17 protein-coding genes are annotated in these 20,529 nt (G+C 62.8%); 2 read left to right on the top strand and 15 right to left on the bottom strand.

Going from position 1 to position 20,529, the window contains the following annotated elements; all coding sequences use genetic code 11:
• Nucleotides 1-107: 107 nt before the first annotated feature.
• From crcB to E4662_RS01540, 4 genes are all read right to left on the bottom strand, one after another.
• Nucleotides 108-485, bottom strand: a complete 378-nt coding sequence (crcB, locus tag E4662_RS01525) for a fluoride efflux transporter CrcB (RefSeq protein ID WP_136439480.1) — start codon at nucleotides 483-485, stop codon at nucleotides 108-110.
• A gap of 18 nt (nucleotides 486-503) precedes the next feature.
• On the bottom strand, nucleotides 504-965 hold the full coding sequence (gene cynS, locus E4662_RS01530; RefSeq protein WP_206080244.1) for a cyanase: 462 nt from the start codon (nucleotides 963-965) through the stop codon (nucleotides 504-506).
• Nucleotides 966-999: 34 nt separating this feature from the next.
• On the bottom strand, nucleotides 1,000-2,730 hold the full coding sequence (locus E4662_RS01535; protein WP_136439481.1) for a bifunctional protein-serine/threonine kinase/phosphatase: 1,731 nt from the start codon (nucleotides 2,728-2,730) through the stop codon (nucleotides 1,000-1,002).
• 79 nt (nucleotides 2,731-2,809) lie between these two features.
• Complete coding sequence (locus E4662_RS01540) at nucleotides 2,810-3,637, bottom strand: formate/nitrite transporter family protein (protein WP_136439482.1); 828 nt, start codon at nucleotides 3,635-3,637, stop codon at nucleotides 2,810-2,812.
• Nucleotides 3,638-4,532: 895 nt separating this feature from the next.
• Between E4662_RS01540 and E4662_RS01545 the strand changes: the two genes are divergently transcribed.
• Nucleotides 4,533-6,275, top strand: coding sequence for a NirA family protein (locus E4662_RS01545; RefSeq protein WP_168797863.1), 1,743 nt, complete (start codon nucleotides 4,533-4,535; stop codon nucleotides 6,273-6,275).
• A gap of 27 nt (nucleotides 6,276-6,302) precedes the next feature.
• Nucleotides 6,303-8,057: a diflavin oxidoreductase gene (locus E4662_RS01550; protein ID WP_136439484.1), complete on the top strand. Its 1,755-nt coding sequence runs from the start codon at nucleotides 6,303-6,305 to the stop codon at nucleotides 8,055-8,057.
• Nucleotides 8,058-8,233: 176 nt separating this feature from the next.
• On the opposite strand, the gene msrA is transcribed toward E4662_RS01550, so the two are convergent.
• The 11 genes from msrA to gltB form a co-directional block, all read right to left on the bottom strand.
• Entirely contained in the window at nucleotides 8,234-8,740 is a 507-nt protein-coding gene (msrA, locus tag E4662_RS01555; protein WP_136439485.1) for a peptide-methionine (S)-S-oxide reductase MsrA, read from the bottom strand.
• Nucleotides 8,740-9,189, bottom strand: coding sequence for a peptide-methionine (R)-S-oxide reductase MsrB (gene msrB, locus E4662_RS01560; protein ID WP_136439486.1), 450 nt, complete (start codon nucleotides 9,187-9,189; stop codon nucleotides 8,740-8,742). Before msrB ends, msrA begins: the two co-directional genes overlap by 1 nt.
• Nucleotides 9,190-9,250: 61 nt before the next feature.
• Nucleotides 9,251-10,291, bottom strand: coding sequence for a tRNA epoxyqueuosine(34) reductase QueG (gene queG / locus E4662_RS01565; protein WP_240705086.1), 1,041 nt, complete (start codon nucleotides 10,289-10,291; stop codon nucleotides 9,251-9,253).
• A 78-nt stretch (nucleotides 10,292-10,369) separates the two neighbouring features.
• Nucleotides 10,370-11,035 (bottom strand): FtsZ-binding protein FzlA, encoded by a 666-nt coding sequence (gene fzlA, locus E4662_RS01570; protein ID WP_136439487.1) that lies wholly within the window; start codon nucleotides 11,033-11,035, stop codon nucleotides 10,370-10,372.
• 175 nt (nucleotides 11,036-11,210) lie between these two features.
• On the bottom strand, nucleotides 11,211-12,857 hold the full coding sequence (locus E4662_RS01575) for a tetratricopeptide repeat protein (protein WP_136439488.1): 1,647 nt from the start codon (nucleotides 12,855-12,857) through the stop codon (nucleotides 11,211-11,213).
• A 36-nt stretch (nucleotides 12,858-12,893) separates the two neighbouring features.
• On the bottom strand, nucleotides 12,894-13,034 hold the full coding sequence (locus E4662_RS23985; protein WP_168797864.1) for a hypothetical protein: 141 nt from the start codon (nucleotides 13,032-13,034) through the stop codon (nucleotides 12,894-12,896).
• Nucleotides 13,031-13,267, bottom strand: coding sequence for a TroA family protein (locus E4662_RS01580; protein ID WP_136439489.1), 237 nt, complete (start codon nucleotides 13,265-13,267; stop codon nucleotides 13,031-13,033). Before E4662_RS01580 ends, E4662_RS23985 begins: the two co-directional genes overlap by 4 nt.
• 56 nt (nucleotides 13,268-13,323) lie before the next feature.
• Nucleotides 13,324-14,067, bottom strand: a complete 744-nt coding sequence (gene mtgA, locus E4662_RS01585; protein ID WP_136439490.1) for a monofunctional biosynthetic peptidoglycan transglycosylase — start codon at nucleotides 14,065-14,067, stop codon at nucleotides 13,324-13,326.
• Between the two features lie 67 nt (nucleotides 14,068-14,134).
• Nucleotides 14,135-14,698 carry a VPLPA-CTERM sorting domain-containing protein gene (locus E4662_RS24270; protein ID WP_240705087.1) on the bottom strand — a complete coding sequence of 188 codons (564 nt, stop codon included), beginning with the start codon at nucleotides 14,696-14,698 and terminating at the stop codon, nucleotides 14,135-14,137.
• A 362-nt stretch (nucleotides 14,699-15,060) separates the two neighbouring features.
• Nucleotides 15,061-15,795 (bottom strand): VPLPA-CTERM sorting domain-containing protein, encoded by a 735-nt coding sequence (locus tag E4662_RS24275; RefSeq protein ID WP_240705088.1) that lies wholly within the window; start codon nucleotides 15,793-15,795, stop codon nucleotides 15,061-15,063.
• A 163-nt stretch (nucleotides 15,796-15,958) separates the two neighbouring features.
• On the bottom strand, nucleotides 15,959-20,500 hold the full coding sequence (gltB, locus tag E4662_RS01600; RefSeq protein ID WP_136439491.1) for a glutamate synthase large subunit: 4,542 nt from the start codon (nucleotides 20,498-20,500) through the stop codon (nucleotides 15,959-15,961).
• Nucleotides 20,501-20,529 lie beyond the last annotated feature (29 nt).

Below are 20,529 nucleotides of genomic sequence, written 5' to 3' on the forward strand. Positions count from 1 at the left end.
ACTTTTATTATGCCGGGCAGTTTGCGATTTGCCCGGTGCATTTCTTTTCCCAACCACCTCTTATATTCTGCCCTGCGTATATAAACGACACTATTTAATTTGATATCTCAGGCCCAAATCATTCTCGCCATTATTGCAGCAAGGATCAGCGCACCAATTGATCCAAGAACGGACAACGCCACATAAAGCAGCGCGTGATTTATCTGGCCTTTTTCAAACAGCGTCACCGCCTCCAGCGAAAACGCCGAAAAGGTTGTGAAACCGCCCAGGAATCCGGTCATGACCAGAGGAGACAAATGGAGCATGTCGCGAGTTGCGGCAAAACTCGCAAACGCGCCCATTACAAAAGAGCCGAGGATATTGACCGCGATGACGCCCAGCGGGAGGCTGGCCGCCACGGTCTGGGCCATGAAAAGCCCAACCCCGTAGCGCGCCATGGCCCCCGTTGCGCCACCCGCAGCGACCATCAGGACAGTCGAGACCATCTCTTGCCGGGACCCGGATTACCAGGCGTTGTAGGCGAGGTATTTGCCCGACATTTCGACTTTCACCCGGTCACCCTTGGAGTTCTCAACGCGGGTGACGGTCATGTCAAAATCGATTGCGGACATGATGCCGTCGCCGAATTTCTCGTGGATCAGCGCCTTGAGCGTCGGACCGTAAACCCCGACGATTTCATAGAACCGGTAGATGCAAGGATCGGTCGGGACGGTCTGCTCCCAGATCTTGGTCGGGCTTTCCTGCAGGATGGCAGAGGCTTCCGGCGGCAGGCCCAGCGTGCTGACCAGCGCGTCAGCTTTCTCGGCGGGCATGGCGTTCATGCCCATGCAGGCCGAATGCGTCCAGACCGGCGACATGCCGATTTCTTCGGCGATGCTTTCCCAGGTCAGGCTTCCCTGTTTCTTGGCCTGAATGATCATCGCGGTCACGTCCTCGCGCGTCATCGTGGTTGTGATCATGTCCATGATTTTGTCCTTTCGGTTGGAGATTGGGGAGGTGTCAGGGGAGCGCCAGCAGGATCAGCACAAGGCCAAACAGCAGCGCGGATATTGCTTGCCAGAAGCGCACCGGATCGCGCTCGGCCAGCGGGCGTTTGGCGCGGCCACGGCTGCCCTCGGGCGGCGCGGTCAGGCCCGCTTCCAGCTCGGACAGTGCGGCAAAGCGCCTGTGGCCAAGCGGATGCGTGGCGCGGCTGAGCGTGTCGTCAATCCAGTAAGGCACGGCGTTTTCGCCATCGATTGCAGAGCGATAGCGCAGCCGGGCTCTATCGCGGCGATTGCTGACGCGGGCAGCATCGGCGCCATAGGGCAGACGCCCGGTCAGCATCTCGTAGAGGACAACACCAAGCGAGAACTGATCCGACTGCGGACCGGTGTGATCGCCGACGAAATACTCCGGCGCGGTGTATTGCAGCGTGCCGAGGATGGCGTCCGAGGGGCGGGCCTTGCCCTCTTCGACGCCCTGCACGCGGGTCGCGCCGAGATCAATGATCTTCAGCGTGCCTAAGGAATCTATCATAATGTTTTCAGGCCGAAAATCCTGATGCAACATGTCCTTTCGGTGAAAGGCGCGCAGGCCCTGGATCATCTGACGGGCAAGGCTGCGCACCTCATCGAGCGTCGGCTCCGGATTGTCACGCATCCATTGCCGCAGCGTCAGGCCCTCGATGTATTCCGTGACCACGTAGAGGCCGGAACGCGTCTCCGGCGCAGGCGCGGCGCGCAGAACATGCGGCGAGGACAGCCGCCGGGCGATCCATTCTTCCATCAGGAACTGGCGCAGGAAAAGCGGCTCTGATCGGGTCTCGCTTGCGGGCAATTTCAGGGCCACCTTTTGCCCGTCCGGCGCAATGGCAAGGAAGATGTGGCTGCGGTTGTTCTCATGGATCTTGCGCACGATCCGAAAGCCGTCGAGCGTATCGCCCGGCTCCGGCAAAGGCAGCAGCGGCAGACCGCCGTCCACCAGTTCGGCCAAAGGATCCGCCTCGGGGAGCGCCTCCACGCGCAGGATCTGAATGGTCAGGTCATCGCGGCTGCCGGCGTCGCGGGCGGCACTGGCGATGCCCTCGGCGGCGGCGTCCAGCGTGTCCGCGCTGCGGATCGCGGTCACCACCACCTCGGGTTTCCAGTGTTCATGCACCCCGTCCGTGGTCAGAACAAACACGTCTCCCACCTGCAAAGGCACCTCGCGGTAGTCCACCGCAACGGTCTGATCGAGGCCAAGCCCCCGGCTCAATTGCGTTCCGGATCCGGGCACGGGTACAACGTGATCCTGTGTCAGCGGCTCAAGGCCTGCGCCCGAAACCCGCCAGATCCGGCTGTCGCCGACATGCAGGACATGGGCGGAATGCCCTTTTAAAATCAACGCGCTGAGCGTGCAGATATGACCCAGCTCTGCCCGTTCGGGCATGGCACGGCGGTTCAGACCGTAAAGCCAGCCATTGGTTGCCGCGATCACGTTGCTGGCGGCGGTCTGCACGCCCCAGGCATCGGAGGTGGCGTAGTAATCGGTCATCAGGCTTTTGACGGCGAGCTCCGCCGCCTCGTGGCTGACCGGGCTGGGGGTGATCCCGTCGGCAATCGCCACGGTCACACCTTTGAGCCGCAGCGCCCGGCCTGTCGGGACGGTGGCGCCAAAGAAGTCCTGGTTCCTCTGACCCTTCAGCCCGGCCTGCGTAAACTGGCCGATCTGAACGGAGAGGGCGGATGTCGGGGTCCCGTCTTTGGGCATGGCAAGGCTCTGCATTGGCACCGGATCAGCGAGGCCGCACGGACCGAAATCCGTGCGGCCGGTTGGCGAGAGTTCGGGCTTATTCCGCCGGAACACCCTTGGGCTCACGCGCCGGGCTGGTCTTGTAGTAGGTGGAGTAGAGCATCGCACCCACGAAGGTCAGGCCGCCGACAAGGTTGCCGATCACGGTCGGGATCTCGTTGTAGAGCAGGTAATCACCCCAGGTGAAATCCGCGCCCATCAGGATACCGATCGGGAACAGGAACATGTTCACGATGGAGTGCTCGAAGCCCATGTAGAAGAAGATCAGGATCGGCATCCACATGGCCATGATCTTGCCGGAGGTGGAGGTCGACATCATCGCGGCAACCACGCCGGTCGAGACCATCCAGTTGCACATCACGGCGCGGATGAAGAGCGTCAGCATACCGCCGCCGCCCGCTTCGGCATAGCCCACGGTCCGCGCGTGCCCGATGTCCATCAGCTTCTGTCCGACCGCGTTCGGCTCCGTGGTGAAGCCCATGGTCAGGGTGATGGTGATGAACACCGCCGTGGTAAAGGCCCCGGCAAAGTTGCCGACGAAAACAAGGCCCCAGTTGCGCCACAGCGCTTTCATGTCCACGCCGGGGCGTTTGTCGATGACCGCCAGAGGAACCAGCGTGAAAACCCCTGTCAGCAGGTCATAGCCCAGCAGGTAGAGCGTACAGAAGCCGACCGGGAACAGCAGCGCGCCTATGATGAAATGACCGGTTTGAACGGCGATGGTGACAGCAAAGGCCGCGGCCAGTGCCAGGATCGCGCCTGCCATATATGACCGGATCAGCGTATCCTTGGTGGACATCAGCGCTTTCTTCGCGCCGGCGTCTACCATTTGAGCAGAGAACTCCGCAGGTGTTACATATGACATTTCAGTTCAGTTCCTCTTTTGTGAGTATCCTGGCCTAACGAAAGGGAGCAGGCTTGGATGGAATTGCTGAAAACGGGCAGCCCGTATTTCAGACGATCCGAGACGATTTATGCGTGCCGGAAGACACAGATTTAGAACCCGCATGACGCGGTGATTGATCGCATAGGGGGAACAAGACACACCCGCAGGTGCAATCGCAGAAATCTAAGTATTCTGGCACGCAGCGCCGTTGCTGCGGTCGTTTACCCGGCCCGTGTATAACCAAACGCGGGCCTGATTTTGGCCGTTAGGCGCTGACTTCATCGCCAGTCGCATTTCAAGCAGAGCGGGTGGAGATAAAACTTGTCAAACTGTTTTCCATAAAGGCCCCCGGCAAAAAGGGACGGCTGGACAGAAATTGATGACTATTTAGGCAATTTCCGGCACGCAATGCGCTTATTTCACCACAATATGATGCTGCAGCGCAGAAATGATTCTATGCCGCGCCGCAGAATCGGAATGGGATCCGAGCGCGTTCCCGGCCTTGTGCGGGCGCGGGGCGCGCGCTCAACACCCACAGACCGCCCGCATTTTGCCCGCTTTTGCATATTATTCAGTCTTCCCGCCGCGGAACCCGCGCAGCAGCCCGGTTTTTGCCTGCGCCACGCTTGCCTCCCCGGATTGCTGTGCTTTGCTTTGTTCAAGACGCGCACTTGTGCGCTTCGGGCAACGAGGCCCGGCGCAGCGCACAAAGCGCGGCCCTGATTTCGGACAGTGGCGTCCGGTTCCCGTGTTGGCAGAGGCTCTGCGCCCCTTGGCCCACACGCACATCTTTCTCCCCGCGCCCACGCGCGTCCCCAGCAACACACGGGTTTGCGGCCTTGCCGGTCTGCCCGTGGATCACGGAGGCAGGAACATGTCCCAAGCAGCGACAGGATTTACCAGCGAACAGCAAAGCTACCTGATCGACGTTCTCACCAAGCTCAATCTGAACCAGGCGTTTCAGGCGGGCGGCGGGTCCGGCGCGGCCGAGGAGGCCACCGTCTACGGCGTGCCGCTGGAGGATCTGGCGAAGGAAGAGGTTGCGAAATACAACATGCACCCGCTCGACATGTGGCACATGGTCGAGGCATGGGAGGCAGAGGGGCATCAGGCCGCCGGTCTCGACAATTTCCTCCTGCGGCATCTGGGGTTTTTTGACGTCCGCCCCGCTCAGGAAGGCTACATGATGCGGATGCGCTGCCCCGGCAACATCCTGCGCGGCGACCAGATGAGTGTGATGGGCGAAATCGCCGAAGCCCATGCGGGCGGCTATTCCCACGTCACCACGCGCGGCAGCCTGCAACTGCGCGAGATCATGCCCGGCAACATCATTCCGATCATCGAGAAGATGCAGGCGGTTGGCCTGACAGCACAGGGCACCGGGGCCGACAGCGCCCGGAACCTGACCGTCTCGCCCCTCGCCGGGGTTGATCCGCTGGAACTGATCGACCTGCGCCCGCAGGTGGCGCGGCTGAGCCTGCGCATCCTGCGCACCCGCGAATTGCAGGGCATCCCACGCAAGTTCAACATCTCCTTTGACGGCGCGGGGCATATCTCCTGCGTCTCCGACACCAACGACATCTGCTTTCAGGCGGTAGAGATCGGCGAGAACGAACAGGGGATCGAGCCGGGCATCTGGCTGCGCATCGCGCTTGGCGGCATCACCGGCCACAAGGATTTCGCACGGGCCACCGAGCTGGCCTGCCGCCCGGAGGAGGCGGTTGATGTGGCCGAGGCGATGCTGCGGGTCTTTGTCGAACACGGCAACCGCCGCAACCGGGCCAAGGCGCGGCTGAAATACCTGCTTGATGGCAAAGGGGTCGAGTGGTTCTGCCAGATGACCCAGGAAAAGCTCGATGCACAGGCGCGCGGCGTGGCGCTGCACAGGCTGCCGGACAGTCTGGGCGCGCCGCGCCCCCCGATAGATCGCCGCGCCCATATCGGCATTCACAAACAGAAGAACGGGCTGAATTACGTCGGCGTGGCGCTGGAACTGGGCCGCATGTCCGCCGAGCAGATGCGCGAACTGGGCCGGATCGCGATGACCTATGGCGACAATGACCTGCGTTTGACGGTCTGGCAGAACCCGCTGATCCTTGGCGTTTCGGATGAAAACCTGCCACCGCTGCGCGCGGCGCTGGCGGCGGTTGGATTGAGCGATGAGGCCTCGTCCTTTGCGGCGGGCGCGGTGGCCTGCACCGGCAAATGGGCCTGCAAGCTCGCGCAGGCCTATACCAAGGCTGACGCGCTTGCGATTGTGCGGCATCTGGAAGACAAGTTCACGCTTGAGACCCCGATCAACATCCATCTGACCGGCTGCCCCAACTCCTGCGCCCAGCATTATATCGGTGACATCGGCCTTGTCGGCACAGCCACGCCGGGCGGCGGCGAGGGCTATAGCATCGTTCTGGGCGGCGGCTCTGACATGGATCAGGGGCTGGCCCGCCCTCTCTGCGGCCCGGTTCCCGGCGATGCGGTCATCGGCATCCTGGACCATGTCATCGGGCGCTACATAGCCGAACGCGCACCTGATCAGACCTTCCTCGACTACACCCGCAGCCTCAGTGACGAGGCCCTGCAAAGCCTTGTCCCGCAGGACATGGCCATCGCCAGCTGACCTCCAGACCCAACCGGATATTGCATCATGACCGCCCAAGACCCGAAAATTCTCGAAAACCTGGCCACGGCCATTGGCCAGACCCACGGCATAACTCCGGCCACCTTCATCCCCGAGGACGCCCCCTTTGACGAGGCCCAGCGGCATTGGCTCAATGGCCTGCTCAGCGGGCTCCACGCGATTGCCTCGGCCTCGGCGAGCGGCGGCCCTGCGGCGGAGACAGGCACTGCGCTGACCATTCTTTATGGGTCGCAATCGGGCAATTCCGAAGTGCTCTCCAAGGCGCTGCGCAAATTCGCCAAGACCCAAGGCTTTGACGCCACGGTCACCGCGCTGGACGATCTTCAGGTGTCGGACCTGTCCGCCATCAACCACCTGCTGATCGTCGCGGCCACCTTTGGCGTGGGCGAGCCGACGGACAATGCGGTCAAGTTCTATGCCGCCCTGATGGACGAGGCCGCGCCGGAGCTGCCCGCAACTCTCAACTTCAGCGTTCTGGGCCTTGGCGATTCCAGCTATGCAGACTTCAACCAGACCGCGCGCGACATTGACCGCCGCCTGGGCGAGTTGGGCGCAACGCGGGCGGCAGACGCGGTGTTCTGCGATGTGGATTTCGAGGATGACTTCGCCGCCTGGCGCGACGCCACCTTTGCCAGTACGCCGTTCAAATCCGCCGCCGGGGCCGCTTCCGCGCCCGAGCCTACCACCGCCGGTCCGGCCTTTGACAAGACTCATCCCTTCATGGCGACCTTGATCGCCTCGGACCGTCTCAGCGGGGCGGCTTCGGCCAAATGCGTCAATCATATCGAGCTGTCGCTGGCCGGGGGCGGCGAAGATCTGGACTATGCGGTGGGCGACGCTTTGGGCGTCTGGCCGATGAACTGCCCGCGCGAGGTGCAGCAGGTTCTGGACGCGACGGGGCTGAGCGGCAAGGAAACCGTGACGCTGAAGACCGGCCCCGCGCCACTGCGCGCGGCCCTGCTGACCCGGCTGGACCTGCAAACCGTCACGCCGAAGACACTGGAGGCCTGGGGCGTGGAGAAAAAGGCCGACGATGACCATATCATCGACCTGTTGCAGGCAGGTCCGGGCCTTGATGCGCAGGCTCTGGCCGACGGCATGCGCGCGCTGCAACCCCGTCTCTACTCGATTTCCTCCAGCCCCAAGGCCCACCCCGGCGAGGTGCATCTGACCGTGGGCGAGGTGCGCTATGCGATGCATGACAGCGACCGCAAAGGCGTGGCCTCAACCTACCTGGGCGAGCGGCTCGCCGTGGGCGGAAGCCTTGGCGTCTACGTGCAGAAATCGGCGCATTTCCATATCCCCGAAGACGACAGCGTGCCCCTGATCATGATTGGCCCCGGCACCGGCATCGCCCCGTTCCGGGCTTTCCTTGAAGAGCGCGAGGCGCGCGGCGCGGACGGTCGGAACTGGCTGTTCTTCGGCGATCAGCACGAGGCCTGCGATTACCTCTACCGGGAGCAGATCGAAGGCTGGATCGAAAACGGCGTTCTGGACAAGGCCAGCCTCGCCTGGTCACGGGACACTGCGGACAAGGTCTATGTGCAGACTTTGCTGAAACAGGATGGCAAGGCGGTGTTCGAATGGCTGGAGAGCGGCGCGGCGGTCTATATCTGCGGCGACGCCAGCCGCATGGCCACAGATGTCGACCGCACCCTGCGCGAGATCATCGCAGAGCACGGCGGCAAAACCGATGTGGAGGTCGCTGCCTATATGGACCAGCTCACCGCCACACACCGCTATCAGCGGGATGTGTATTGAGCCGCGGCGTTCAGGCGGTGTCTTTGGGTCCGAAGGGGGCGGAGATCACACCCGTCCCGGACTTGATCCGGGACCTCATGGCTGAAGTATAAGTCGCGCCTGAGGAGACGGGGAACGGTCGCAGCCAAACCCAAGAAATCCGCGTTCTTGCCCCACAGACGCCACGCCGCAAACGCTTACGCGCTCTTGACCGCACGCTTCGGCAGAACCCAATCCGCGCGCGGGAAATGGCAGGTGTAGCCATTGGGAATACGCTCCAGGTAATCCTGATGCTCCGGCTCCGCTTCCCAGAAATCGCCCACAGGCTCCACTTCCGTCACCACCTTGCCCGGCCAATGCCCGGAGGCCTCGACATCGGCGATGGTCTCCAAAGCGCAGGCCCGCTGCGCGTCATCGACATAGTAGATCGCCGAACGATAGCTCATCCCCCGGTCATTGCCCTGCCGGTTCACCGTGGTCGGATCATGAATCTGGAAGAAGAACTCCAGCAAGTCCCGATACGAAATCCGCGCCGGGTCAAACACGATCTCGATCCCTTCCGCGTGGGTGCCATGGTTGCGGTAGGTGGCATTGGCCACATCGCCGCCGGTATAGCCCACGCGAGTTTTCTCCACGCCATCAAGCTTGCGGATCAGATCCTGCATGCCCCAGAAACAACCTCCTGCCAGAACAGCCCGCTCCATCAGCTCACCTCCTCAACCTGATCCACATATTGGCCGTAGCCCTCGGCCTCCATCTCCTCGCGCGGGATAAACCGCAGCGAGGCGGAGTTGATGCAATACCGCAAGCCACCCTGATCCATCGGCCCATCGGGGAACACATGCCCCAGATGACTGTCGCCATGGGCCGAGCGCACCTCGGTGCGGATCATCCCGTGCGTCGTATCACGAAGCTCCACGATATTGTCCGGCTCAATCGGTTTGACGAAACTGGGCCAGCCACAGCCGCTCTCGTACTTGGCGGCGCTGGCAAACAAAGGCTCGCCGGAGACAATATCGACGTAAATCCCGGTTTCCTTGTTGTCGAGGTATGCGCCAGTGCCTGGGCGTTCCGTACCGTTCTCCTGCGTCACCCGGTATTGCTCGGGGCTGAGGCTCTCGATCACCTCGGTGCGGCGTTCATACTTGGCCATGCGCGTCCTCCTGATGTCCATGCCCATTAGATGGGTTAAATCAGGCGAATTGCAATCACCCTCACAAAGCCGTCAGCCGCCCCACAGCCCAGCGCGCCGCATCGCGCACCGTCTCATCCGCATCCTCGCACAAAGCCTGCACCACCGGGCGCAAAGCCGCCTGCCCCGAGTTGCCAATCGCATAACAGACATTGCGCACAAACCGATCCCGCCCGATCCGCTTGATCGGCGAGCCGGAAAACCGCGCCCGGAATCCCGCATCATCGAGACCCGCCAGCTCTGCCAGCTCCGGCGCAAGCAGATCTTCCCGCGCGTGGTATTTCACCTCCGCCGCCGTTTGCGCAAACTTGTTCCACGGACAGGCGGCCAGACAATCGTCACAGCCGTAAATCCGATTGCCCAAACCCGCACGCAAGTCCTCCGCCACGGGACCATGATGCTCAATCGTGAGGTAAGAAATGCAGCGCCGCGCATCGAGCTGATAAGGCGCAGGAAAAGCATCCGTGGGACACACATCCAAACAGGCCCGGCACGACCCGCAATGATCCACCTCCACCCCGTCCGCCGGCAAATCAACCGTGGTGAAGATACAGCCCAGAAAGAACCAACTGCCCAACCGGCGGCTCACCAGATTGGTGTGCTTGCCCTGCCAGCCCAGCCCCGCCGCCGCGCCCAAAGGCTTCTCCATCACAGGCGCAGTATCGATAAAAACCTTGATCTCGGTCTGAGGCCCCGCTTGCTCAATCAGCCAACGCCCCAGGCGCTTCAGCCGCTTCTTGACCACATCATGATAATCGCGGTGCTGCGCATAAACGCTGATCGCCGCCCGATCCGGCTGCGCCAAAATCGCCCTTGGATCATGCTCCGGACCATAATTCTCTGCCAACATAATCACCGAGCGCGCCTCAGGCCAAAGCGCATCCGGCGCGCCCCGCCAATGCATCCGCTCCGCCATCCAGCCCATCTGCCCATGCCACCCTTGGGCAACAAACTGCGCCAAACGCTCCGCCACCTGGGGCACATCCCCGGGCCTGCACACACGGCAATCGGAAAACCCGACCGCCGCCGCCTCGGCCTTCAGCGCTGTGGCCAGATCAGACACGCCACACCCCCGCTTCTTTGGGCCAAAAATACCTCGGGGAGCGCGAGGGGCCGCGCCCCTCGTTCCCGCATGTAGGCATCAGAAATCCAGATCGGCATAATGCGCAGGCGGCGGGAAACCCGGAACCTGGTCGGCCAGAATGGACCGGAAGGCAGGGCGCGATTTGATCTTGGCGTACCAATCCTTGACCACCTCTGAGCGGTTCCAGTCCACATCGCTGATGTAGTCCAAAGCAGACAGATGCGCCGCAGCGGCGAAATCCGCCAGCGTCATGCTGTCCCCAGCCAGCCAGCGCCGGTGATCCAGGAGCCAGGCCATGTAATCGAGATGATACTTGATCGCACGCGCGCCCGATTTGACGTTGCCGCTGTCCGGGAACCCGGCCTTCATCACCTTCTTGTTCACCCGCTCGTAGAGCAGCTTCGACGTGACCTCATTGTGGAACTTGTCGTCGAACCAGCCCACCAGCCGCCGCACCTCGTAGCGCGCATCGGCACTTTTCGGCATCAAGGGCGGCTCGGGGTATTTCTCCTCGATCCATTCGCAAATGGCGGCGCTTTCGGCCATGGTCTTGCCGTCGATCTTCAGCACCGGCACTTTCGCCGCCGGGTTGCGGCGCAGGAAATCCGCGTCTTTTTCCCAGTACCGCTCCTCGTGCAGTTTGCACTCGATCTTCTTCTCGGCAAGGCTCAGGCGCACCTTGCGGCAAAAGGGAGACAGGGGAACGTGGTAAAGCTCGGCCATTTGGAACCTGCGGGAGAATGAATGCCCTCCCTAATTGCAGCGAAAGCGCGCCGGATTCAAGCAGGCAAGCGGGGCAAAGCCCCGCCCTACCGGCTCTCTGCGTGAAACGGCAAGGACCCGCGCAGACATACCTGTAGGGCGGGGCTCCGACCCGCCACCGCGCGAAGGTAAACTCTTACAAGCCGCGCGCCGCCAGCACGATCTCGCCCAACCGGCGGCGCAATTCGGCCGTTGCGCGCAGCGCCTGCGGTGCGCCGCACAGGCAGTCCAGCGCCACCGCGTACCGCCCCTGCGCCTCCAGCGCTCGGCTCAGCCCCAGCCAGCCGCGCAGATCGCGTCTTTGCTTGTCGAGCGACTGCCGGAACGCCGCTTCCGCCGCTTCCGCCCGGCCCAGCCGTGCCAGCACTTCCCCCTGAACAAGGAACATGCCGTGGTTGCTTGGTGCGCGCGCGCAACCTTCCTCGATGCGGGGCAGCAGCGCCTCCAGCCCCTCCGGCCCGCTTTGCATTTCCGCCAGCAGCGAAAGCGCCCGCCATTGCAACGGATCGCGCGCCACCACGGCGCGCAGGATCGCCTCGGCTTCGCGCCGCTGCCCCATCCGGGTCAGCACCTCGCCCTCCAGCACCTGCAAAAACAGCGAGCCGGGTGTGACCTTCAACCCCGCGCGGATCAGGCCCAACGCCTCATCAAAGCGCCCCGCACTCATCACCACGCGCACCAGCCGCCCGCGGCTACTGGTCAGCTCCGGACACTTGCGCAGCGCCTTGCGGAAAGACTGATCCGCCCGGAGCGGCATTCCCGCCTCCTGAAACAGCACCCCGCGCAGGTGCCAGTCCGTGGCCGAAAAGACCTTCAGCCGCTCCCAGCCCTGCGCGAGCGCGCGCACCTCCCCGCCCCGGCCCGCCGCCTTGAGCATGCGCACCAGCTCCACATGCCCGTTGCACAGGCCCGGCCAGCGCGCCGCGCCCTTCTGCAACAGATCAATGGCTTCCGTTACGGCGCCGCTCTGGTTCAGCGCCTGCGCCAGGTTGATCCAGATCCAGTCCGGGCTATCCGGGTTCTCGTCCAGCGCCGCGCGATAGAGCCGGATTTCCGCCTCCAGCTGCCCCCGCTTGTTCGCCTCGAAAGCCTCCAATGCGGCCATGGGCACCGCGTCCACGCGGGACGGCAAATCGCGCACCCCGCGCAGCCTGCGACCGTGCAGGGCGGCGTTGAGAACCGGGGCCCAGCGTTTGATCCAGCGGTCTTCGACCAGCTCCATATGCGCGCAGGGCAGCGCCAGAACGTCCATGCCGCCTTCAGCAAAATACTCCCAATCGAGCCCCTCCCCCGGCCTGCGCAACCCCGGCCAGATATCGGCGCGAAAGGCGAGGATGCGTCCGGGATAGCACTCCAGCAGCTTGGCATCGAGCGCCTCGATCGCGGCGACGGAGGCCTCCGGGCCGGGCGGTGCATTGTCCAAAGCACCAAAGCGGCGGCGGTGCAGATCGGCGTCGTCGTCGATCATCGCCAGAACCCCCACGGCCTGCCCGCGCCGGAGCAGCGCCTGCGCCGTGGCAAATGCGGCCTGAACGCCAAAGGAAAACCCGGTCAGGTGAAACGGCGGCGCCACGCCGGAGGCAAGGATCTGCTCCGCGTGGTCCCGCCCGATCTGATCCATGCGGTTGGCAAAAAGCCCGTCCTTGGGCGGACGCCGCAGGGCAATGACCTGCACATCGCCGCCAAGTGCTGCCGACAGCGGCGCGTGATACGTCGCCTCCTCCGCAAGCCCCGGCAGCACAAACACCGTTTTTTGCTCCGCTGAGGATCGCGCGCCAAACATGCCTGCTTTTCCTTTGGGTCTTTGGTCGGGGTCGGCTCAGTTGCCCTGAAGCTGCGCCAGCGCGGCCTCAAGCCGGGTGATCTGTGCAGCCTGCACGGCCCGAGCCGCCTCAAGCTCCAGCGTATAAAGCGTCAGTTCCTCGACCTTGCGCAGGAGCCGCATCTGCATATCGGTCATGTCGAGGTCTTCTGCAGCGATCTGCGCGCATGGAACGCGAAGACGTTACCGGGAAGCGCAGTTCCGATTGCGGACAACGCGTAGGGAGACAGGTAACTGTCCGAACAGGTTGAGCCGACACCGAGGCTCGGTCGGATCGTTGCGCCATTCTGCGTCAGCAATTCTGCCGAGGCGGTCGAAGCAAGGCCTGCGAGCGACACCGCCATTGGCAGCGCGGGAAATGAGGCGGGCATGGAAATCTCCGGATCAAATGGAAGACAACATGCCTCAGACTATCACAGCATCCGACCTACTCAAAACAGGCCGACCGCCCATCTGCCGCAATCGTCGCCGCCCCGCTCTCGATTGCCCGCGCGCGCTTTTTCAGGAAAGCCGTGGGGCGGGCGGGGTTGCGTTTCTTGGGGTTTGGCAAAGCCGCCGCAATGAGCGCCGCCTGCCGCGATGACAGGGCTTCTGGGCCAACGCCGAAGTAATGCCGCGCCGCCGCTTCGACGCCAAAGACCCCCTCGCCCATCTCCGCCACGTTGAGATAGACCTCCAGAATGCGCCGCTTCGACCAGGTTGCCTCGACCATCGGGGTCATCACCGCCTCCAGCGCCTTGCGCACATAGCTGCGTCCTTGCCAAAGGAAGACGTTCTTGACCACCTGCTGCGAAATCGTCGAGCCGCCCCGCGCTGCGCCGGAGGCAATCGCCGCGCGGATGGCGCTCATGTCAAAACCCCAGTGGTTGCAGAAATTCGCATCCTCCGCCGCCACCACCGCGCGCAGCATCACCGGCGCGATCTGGTCCGCGTCGACCCACATGCGATCCACCGAGCCGAGCCGTTTCTGCTCGCTCCAGATCGTGTGGGTTGTCGGCGGGTTCAGGCCTTTGAACGTCAGGACCAGCAAAAGCATCGCAGCAGCCATGATCACCCCCAGACGGACCAACCATTTCATCAGCCAGCGCAGCGGGCGGATGCGCGGGCGGTCCGCAGGTTTGCCCTTGCGCTCCTTTTTCGGTGTCTTTGCAGAGGTTTTGCGCGCTGCCATGATCAGGGTCTACCGCGTCTCACTGGCAATCTGAACAGAAAACAAGGGGGGCGCGTGCCCTCGGCACTCACCGGCGGCGGCGCAGAGCTCCCAGACCGCCAAGCGCGGCAAGGAACAGCAGGCCCGACGCGGGCAACGGCACCGGGGCGATGGCAACCGCATTTCCATCCAAGCCGGCGCCCAATGCGATAGCTTCTGTAGTTGGCAGGATTTGAATGTCCCCTGCTTCGAACTCGCCGGACATCAACGCTGCCAACGCATTGCTTGTCTCAGACAGGCCGATTACCGTGAATCCACAGAGCTCGCCTTTGTTTTTCTCGGTACAGGCCGACAACGAAAAGCCAGAAGTGATTGTTTTTTGAGGGTCATCTTCCTTGGCGACCACCAGATCGAGGCGTTCTCCCGCGAGCTCGACCAGACCCTCAAGTTGTGGAAATTCTTCAGGATCCACCGTGAACCGTGCAAGTAGGTCTCCCCCGGAGGAGCGGCTGGTGTCCAGATCCTCCGCACCAATGCCAAAGAGCACCAGCGCCAACCATTCGAGGAAGGTCCGCTGCGCATCCTCTTCGGCGGTGTTGCTGGTCTGCGCGTCCGCTTCGTTGTTGATCTGCGAGGTCAGGATCGCATCCATCCGCGAGGCGCTGGACAAACCAACTTCCGGCCCGCTGAGGTTCAAAGAAAACCCGGTTGTCGTTGCCCCCGCAGGAACCGCGAGACAGGCCAGGAGACCTGCAGCCAGAATATGCTGTTTCATCGTCATCACCGCTCTTGGGGCTATTGCGCCCGGTCTCGTCTCATGCGCGTTGTTTTTGCCGCGTCTTGTTAGGAAAGATTAATAATCGGTAAACGCCCTCAAGTAAACCTTGCGTTGCATTGCGCCCACCATGGATTGCGCCCTTTGCCGCCGCAGACGCTACAAAATGGGCAAACAGCAAAAAGGCGCCCCAACGGGACGCCTTGACCGGCGCTGATCTGCGCCCTTGTGAACCGGGATCAGCCCTTCTTCAGACGGCGGCGCAGACCCATCGCGCCGATCGCGCCCAGCAGCAACAGGCCCGAAGCCGGGATCGGCACCGGGGCCACGTTGTAGGTCACGCTGATGGCAAACACGTCGCCCACGCCAACCTCGCCGGAGGTGTAGTTCTGCCGTGTGGGGCTATCGGCGAACAGGAACAGCCGGGTCGCATCGCCCGGCCCCTGGTTGCTGGTTTCCCAACCACAGGGGGCCGTGGTGCCGTCCTTGATCATCACGAAGCCGTTGTCACTTCCGCAGCCGCCATAACCACCATTCACGAACCAGTTCCGGTCATGAACCGGATCGCCGTCAATCGAGAAATAGTTCAGCGGCGCGCCCAGATCGGTCCAGCTGGAGCTGGTCACATTGGACAGGGCGTAGAAGTTTTCCTTGGTGGTGCCCGCGGCGTCGAACTCGATGAAGGCTTGCAGAATCCCGCCCGAGTAAACCCCGACCAGCACGCTCAGCACGTCGCCCCAGTTGGTGTCGACGAAGCTGCTTTTGAAGTCGATACCGTTCTCAACGAGGTCCGTCGCCCCAAGCACCCCTTCGTTCAGCCCGCCGGTGCCGGTCCATGTGGTCACCGCCGATGCCTTGGGCGCGGTGTAGCTGCTGCTGTCGTTCAGCTTGTAGACCACCTCCGTCACGGTGGCCGCCGAGGCAGGCAACGCCACGCTGGCGGTCAAAGCCAATGCCGTCAAAAAAGATCTCATCTCCCAAAACTCCCATATTCAAATTCGCGCATATTCACCTTGCCACACTCTTGGTAAACGCGCTACATGTTTGCGCTCGCTGGTTTTGGGACAGACACATACGAGGAAAACGAAAAAGGGCGACCCGTCGGGCCGCCCTTCCTCAAAATCCAAGGACCAGAAATCACTCCGCAGGCACGGCCTGCTCGCCTTCGATGCCCAGCGGGTGGGCAATCTTGTCGAGCATTTCGACCGGGCAGACCTGCAGGAAGTTGCCCTTCTCGATGTCCCAATGTTGCAGGATGTCCTGCGCCTTGCGGGAGAAGGTTTCCTCCGCGTGGCGTTCGATCAGGCCTTTGAGCTGCGCTTCCCATTCCGGCGTGGTCACCGGGCAGGTCACAAGCCCTTCCATGTTCATCATCGCCGGCGCTTTGCCTTCGGGATCATAGAGATAGGCCATGCCGCCGGTCATCCCTGCGCCAAAGTTCGCGCCGATGGAGCCAAGGATCACCGCGACCCCGCCAGTCATGTATTCACAACCGTTGGAGCCACAGCCCTCGATCACCACCTTCGCGCCCGAGTTGCGGACCGCGAAACGCTCGCCCGCGCGGCCTGCGGCAAACAGGTGCCCGTCGGTCGCACCGTAAAGCACGGTGTTGCCGATGATCGTGTTCTCGGAGGCCACCAGCGGCGAGACCTGCTGCGGACGCACCACAATGAGACCACCAGAGAGGCCCTTGCCGACGTAATCGTTGGCATCACCCGACACTTCGATCTTCAGACCCGGCGCCGCGAAGGCCCCCAGAGCCTGCCCCGCAGAGCCTGTCAGCTTGACGTGCAGGTGATCGGGCTGGAGCGCGTTGCGCATGCCGAACTTGCGCACGATATGGCTGGACGTGCGCGTGCCCACCGTCCGGTGCGTGTTCATAACCGCATAAGACAGCTGCATTTTCTCGCCGTCTTCGAGGAAACGCGCCGCGTCGCGCACGATCTCCGCATCCAGCGTATCCGGCACCGCGTTGCGCGGGCGGTCACGGTCGTAGACGATGTTTTCCGAGCCATCCACATGGATCAGCAGCGGGTTGAGGTCGAGATCATCCAGATGCTCGGAGCCACGGCTGACCTGAGACAGCAGATCGGCCCGGCCAATCACATCCTCAAGGCTGCGCGCGCCGATGGAGGCGAGGATTTCCCGCACTTCCTGCGCGTAGAAGGTGATCAGGTTCACAACCTTGTCCGCGTTGCCGGTGAACTTGGCCCGCAGATCATCGCGCTGGGTGCAGACGCCCACCGGGCAGGTGTTCGACTGGCACTGACGCACCATGATACAGCCCATCGCGATCAGCGCCGCGGTGCCGATGCCGTACTCTTCCGCGCCGAGCATCGCCGCCATGACAATGTCACGCCCCGTGCGCAGACCGCCATCCGTGCGCAGAACCACGCGGCTGCGCAGGTTGTTCATCGCCAGAACCTGATGCGCCTCTGTGAGGCCCATCTCCCACGGCAGACCCGCGTATTTGATCGAGGTCGCAGGGGAGGCACCCGTGCCGCCATTGTGGCCGGAGATCAGGATCACATCCGCCTCGGCCTTGGCCACACCGGCTGCAATCGTGCCAACACCGGAGGAGGCCACCAGCTTCACGGTCACTTTCACGGTTGGGTTGATCTGCTTGAGATCGTAGATCAGCTGCGCGAGGTCTTCGATCGAGTAGATGTCGTGGTGCGGCGGCGGCGAGATCAGGGTCACACCTTTGGTCGAGTGCCGCAGGCGGGCAATCAGGTCCGTGACCTTCATCCCCGGAAGCTGGCCGCCTTCACCGGGCTTCGCGCCCTGCGCCACCTTGATCTCAAGCTCTTCGCAGTGGTTGAGATACTCGGCGGTCACACCAAAACGGCCCGACGCCACCTGCTTGATCTTCGCAGAGGGGTTGTCCCCGTTCGGCTCCGGTACGAAATGCGCCGGATCTTCGCCGCCCTCACCCGAGTCAGACTTCGCGCCAATCCGGTTCATCGCCACGTTCAGCGTCTTGTGCGCCTCGGGGCTGAGCGCGCCCAGCGACATGCCCGGCGTCACGAACCGCTTGCGAATGGACGTGATGCTTTCCACCTCTTCCAGCGGGATCGCATCGCCCAGCGGCTTGATCGCCAGGAGGTCACGCAGATGGATCGGCGGGTTCGCCTGCATCGCCTTGGAATACTGCTTCCACAGCTCGAACGACGCGCGGTCACAGGCGCTCTGCAACAGGTGCATGTTCTGCGCACCCCAGGCGTGGGTTTCGCCGGACTTGCGCGCCTTGTAGAAGCCGCCAATCGGCAGAACGTCCTGCCCGCGTGCATAAGCCAGCGCGTGCACCTCTTCCGCCTTGTTCTGCAAACCGCGCAGACCGATGCCGGAAATCCGGCTGGTCATGCCCGGGAAGAACTCGGCGCACATGGCGCGGGACAGGCCCACCGCCTCGAAGTTCAGACCCCCGCGATAGGAGGAAATCACCGAAATCCCCATCTTCGCCATGATCTTCAGAAGACCCTGATCCACCGCGTCGCGATAGCGTGCGATGTTTTCCGTCAGGCTGCCATCGAGCAGGCCCCGCTCGATGCGGTCCGCAAGGCTGTCCTCGGCAAGGTAAGCGTTCACCACCGTGGCCCCGGCCCCGATCAGCACCGCGAAGTAATGCGGGTCAATGCATTCGGCCGAGCGCACGTTGATCGAGCAGAAGGTCCGCAGCCCCTTGCGCGTCAGGTGGCTGTGCACCGCGCTTGTCGCGAGGATCATCGGCATGGCAACCTTGTCCGCGCCGGAATGCTCGTCCGTCAGGATGAGATGGCCCGAACCGGAGCGCACTGCGTCTTCCGCTTCCGAACGAATGCGGTTCAGCGCCGTGCGCAGCGCATCCTGACCGCCGCCTGCAGGGAAGGTACAGTCGATCTCGATGCAAGGCGCATTGAAGGACGCCTTGAGCGCGTCGAACTGCGCGTTGCCCACAAACGGGCTGTCGAGCACGTAGATCTCGGTCTGCGCCGAGGACTCGTCGAGCACGTTCTTGAGGTTCCCGAACCGCGTCTTGAGGCTCATCACGCGGTATTCGCGCAAGGAGTCAATCGGCGGGTTCGTCACCTGGCTGAAGTTCTGACGGAAGTAATGGCTCAGCGGGCGATACTTCTTCGACAGAACCGCAGAGGGCGTGTCATCACCCATCGAAGCCAACGTCTCTTTGCCGTCTTCGGCCATCGGCGCAAGGATTTGCTCAAGCTCTTCAATGGTATAGCCTGCTGCGATCTGGCGCTGGCGCAGCTCTGCCCCGGCAAAGACCGGCTTTTCTTCGACCGCCGCCAAAGTGCCGTCAAGCTCGGTGATCTTGCCAACCCAATCGCCAAACGGCTGCGAGGCGGCCAGTGCGTCCTTGATCTCGGTATCGTGGTAGAGCTTGCCCTCTTTCATGTCGACGGCAATCATCTGGCCCGGCCCAAGCGCGCCCTTTTCGCGCGCGGTTGCCTCATCGGTCGGCACCATGCCGATCTCGGAGCCGGCAATCAGCAGGCCGTCGCCGGTCACAACGTAGCGCATGGGGCGCAGACCGTTGCGGTCCAGACCGCCGCACACCCAGCGACCATCGGTCATCGCCAGCGCGGCGGGACCATCCCAGGGCTCCATCACGGAGTTGCAGTAGGAATACATGTCGCGCCAGCTCTGCGGCAGCTCAACCGCCTGCTTGGACCAGCTCTCCGGCACCAGCATGGTCTTGGCCATCGGCGCATTGCGCCCGGCGCGCACCAGCACCTCGAACACCGCGTCCAGCGCCGCACTGTCGGACGAGCCATTCGGTACGATCGGCTTGATGTCTTCCGCCTTTTCTTCGAAGGCCGAGGAGGCCATGCGAATTTCGTGCGATTTCATCCAGTTGACGTTGCCCTTGAGCGTGTTGATCTCGCCGTTGTGCGCCAGCATGCGGAACGGCTGCGCCAGCCACCACTGCGGAAAGGTGTTGGTGGAATAGCGCTGGTGATAGATCGCAAAGGCGCTCTCGAACCGCGCATCCTGCAGGTCCGGATAGAACTCCGCCACCTGCTCCGCCAGCATCATGCCTTTGTAAATGATCGAACGGCAGGACAGCGACGCCATGTACAGCCCGTTGATCCCGGCGGCCAGAACCGCCTTCTCGATGCGGCGGCGGATGACATAAAGCTCGCGCTCAAAGGTCTCCTCGTCCACACCCTTGGCGTTGGAAATCAGGATCTGCTCGATCTCCGGGCGTGTCGCGTTGGCCTTCTCGCCGAGGCAGGACACATCCACCGGCACATGGCGCCAGCCGTAGATGTAATAGCCCATGCGCAGCACTTCGCTCTCGACGATGGTCCGGCAGGCTTCCTGTGCGCCATGGTCGGTGCGCGGCAGGAACACCTGACCCACGGCCATCAGCTCATCCATGCGCGGCTCGTGGCCGGTGCGCTCGATCTGGTCGTAGAAGAACTTCACCGGAATCTGCACGTGAATGCCTGCGCCGTCGCCGGTCTTGCCATCCGCGTCCACAGCACCGCGGTGCCAGATTGCCTTCAGCGCGGTGATCCCGGCCTCCACAACCTTGCGCGACGGCTTGCCGTTGAGGCTGACCACAAGGCCCACCCCGCAACTGCTGTGCTCTTCGCTCTCATGATACAGGCCCTTCTCGGCCATAAACGCGCGCTTCGCCTCTTCGCGGGCTACCCATTCAGCATCATATTTGGTCATGGTCATCGTCCTCCATGAGGGGCCGCCGC

Source organism: Pacificoceanicola onchidii (genome assembly GCF_004804335.1).
In the GTDB taxonomy this organism is placed as follows: Bacteria; Pseudomonadota; Alphaproteobacteria; order Rhodobacterales; family Rhodobacteraceae; genus Pacificoceanicola; species Pacificoceanicola onchidii.

Excerpts from the sequence above, each read along its gene's own strand:
- E4662_RS24275 (WP_240705088.1), bottom strand. The coding sequence starts at position 15,795 with ATGAGATCTTTTTTGACGGCATTGGCTTTGACCGCCAGCGTGGCGTTG.
- E4662_RS24270 (WP_240705087.1), bottom strand. The coding sequence starts at position 14,698 with ATGGATGCGATCCTGACCTCGCAGATCAACAACGAAGCGGACGCGCAG.
- E4662_RS01580 (WP_136439489.1), bottom strand. The coding sequence starts at position 13,267 with ATGCCCGCCTCATTTCCCGCGCTGCCAATGGCGGTGTCGCTCGCAGGC.
- msrA (WP_136439485.1), bottom strand. The coding sequence starts at position 8,740 with ATGGAGCGGGCTGTTCTGGCAGGAGGTTGTTTCTGGGGCATGCAGGAT.
- mtgA (WP_136439490.1), bottom strand. The coding sequence starts at position 14,067 with ATGGCAGCGCGCAAAACCTCTGCAAAGACACCGAAAAAGGAGCGCAAG.
- crcB (WP_136439480.1), bottom strand. The coding sequence starts at position 485 with ATGGTCTCGACTGTCCTGATGGTCGCTGCGGGTGGCGCAACGGGGGCC.
- E4662_RS01535 (WP_136439481.1), bottom strand. The coding sequence starts at position 2,730 with ATGCCCAAAGACGGGACCCCGACATCCGCCCTCTCCGTTCAGATCGGC.
- cynS (WP_206080244.1), bottom strand. The coding sequence starts at position 965 with ATGGACATGATCACAACCACGATGACGCGCGAGGACGTGACCGCGATG.
- E4662_RS23985 (WP_168797864.1), bottom strand. The coding sequence starts at position 13,034 with ATGACCGATATGCAGATGCGGCTCCTGCGCAAGGTCGAGGAACTGACG.
- E4662_RS01575 (WP_136439488.1), bottom strand. The coding sequence starts at position 12,857 with ATGTTTGGCGCGCGATCCTCAGCGGAGCAAAAAACGGTGTTTGTGCTG.
- fzlA (WP_136439487.1), bottom strand. The coding sequence starts at position 11,035 with ATGGCCGAGCTTTACCACGTTCCCCTGTCTCCCTTTTGCCGCAAGGTG.
- E4662_RS01545 (WP_168797863.1), top strand. The coding sequence starts at position 4,533 with ATGTCCCAAGCAGCGACAGGATTTACCAGCGAACAGCAAAGCTACCTG.
- gltB (WP_136439491.1), bottom strand. The coding sequence starts at position 20,500 with ATGACCAAATATGATGCTGAATGGGTAGCCCGCGAAGAGGCGAAGCGC.
- E4662_RS01550 (WP_136439484.1), top strand. The coding sequence starts at position 6,303 with ATGACCGCCCAAGACCCGAAAATTCTCGAAAACCTGGCCACGGCCATT.
- E4662_RS01540 (WP_136439482.1), bottom strand. The coding sequence starts at position 3,637 with ATGTCATATGTAACACCTGCGGAGTTCTCTGCTCAAATGGTAGACGCC.
- msrB (WP_136439486.1), bottom strand. The coding sequence starts at position 9,189 with ATGGCCAAGTATGAACGCCGCACCGAGGTGATCGAGAGCCTCAGCCCC.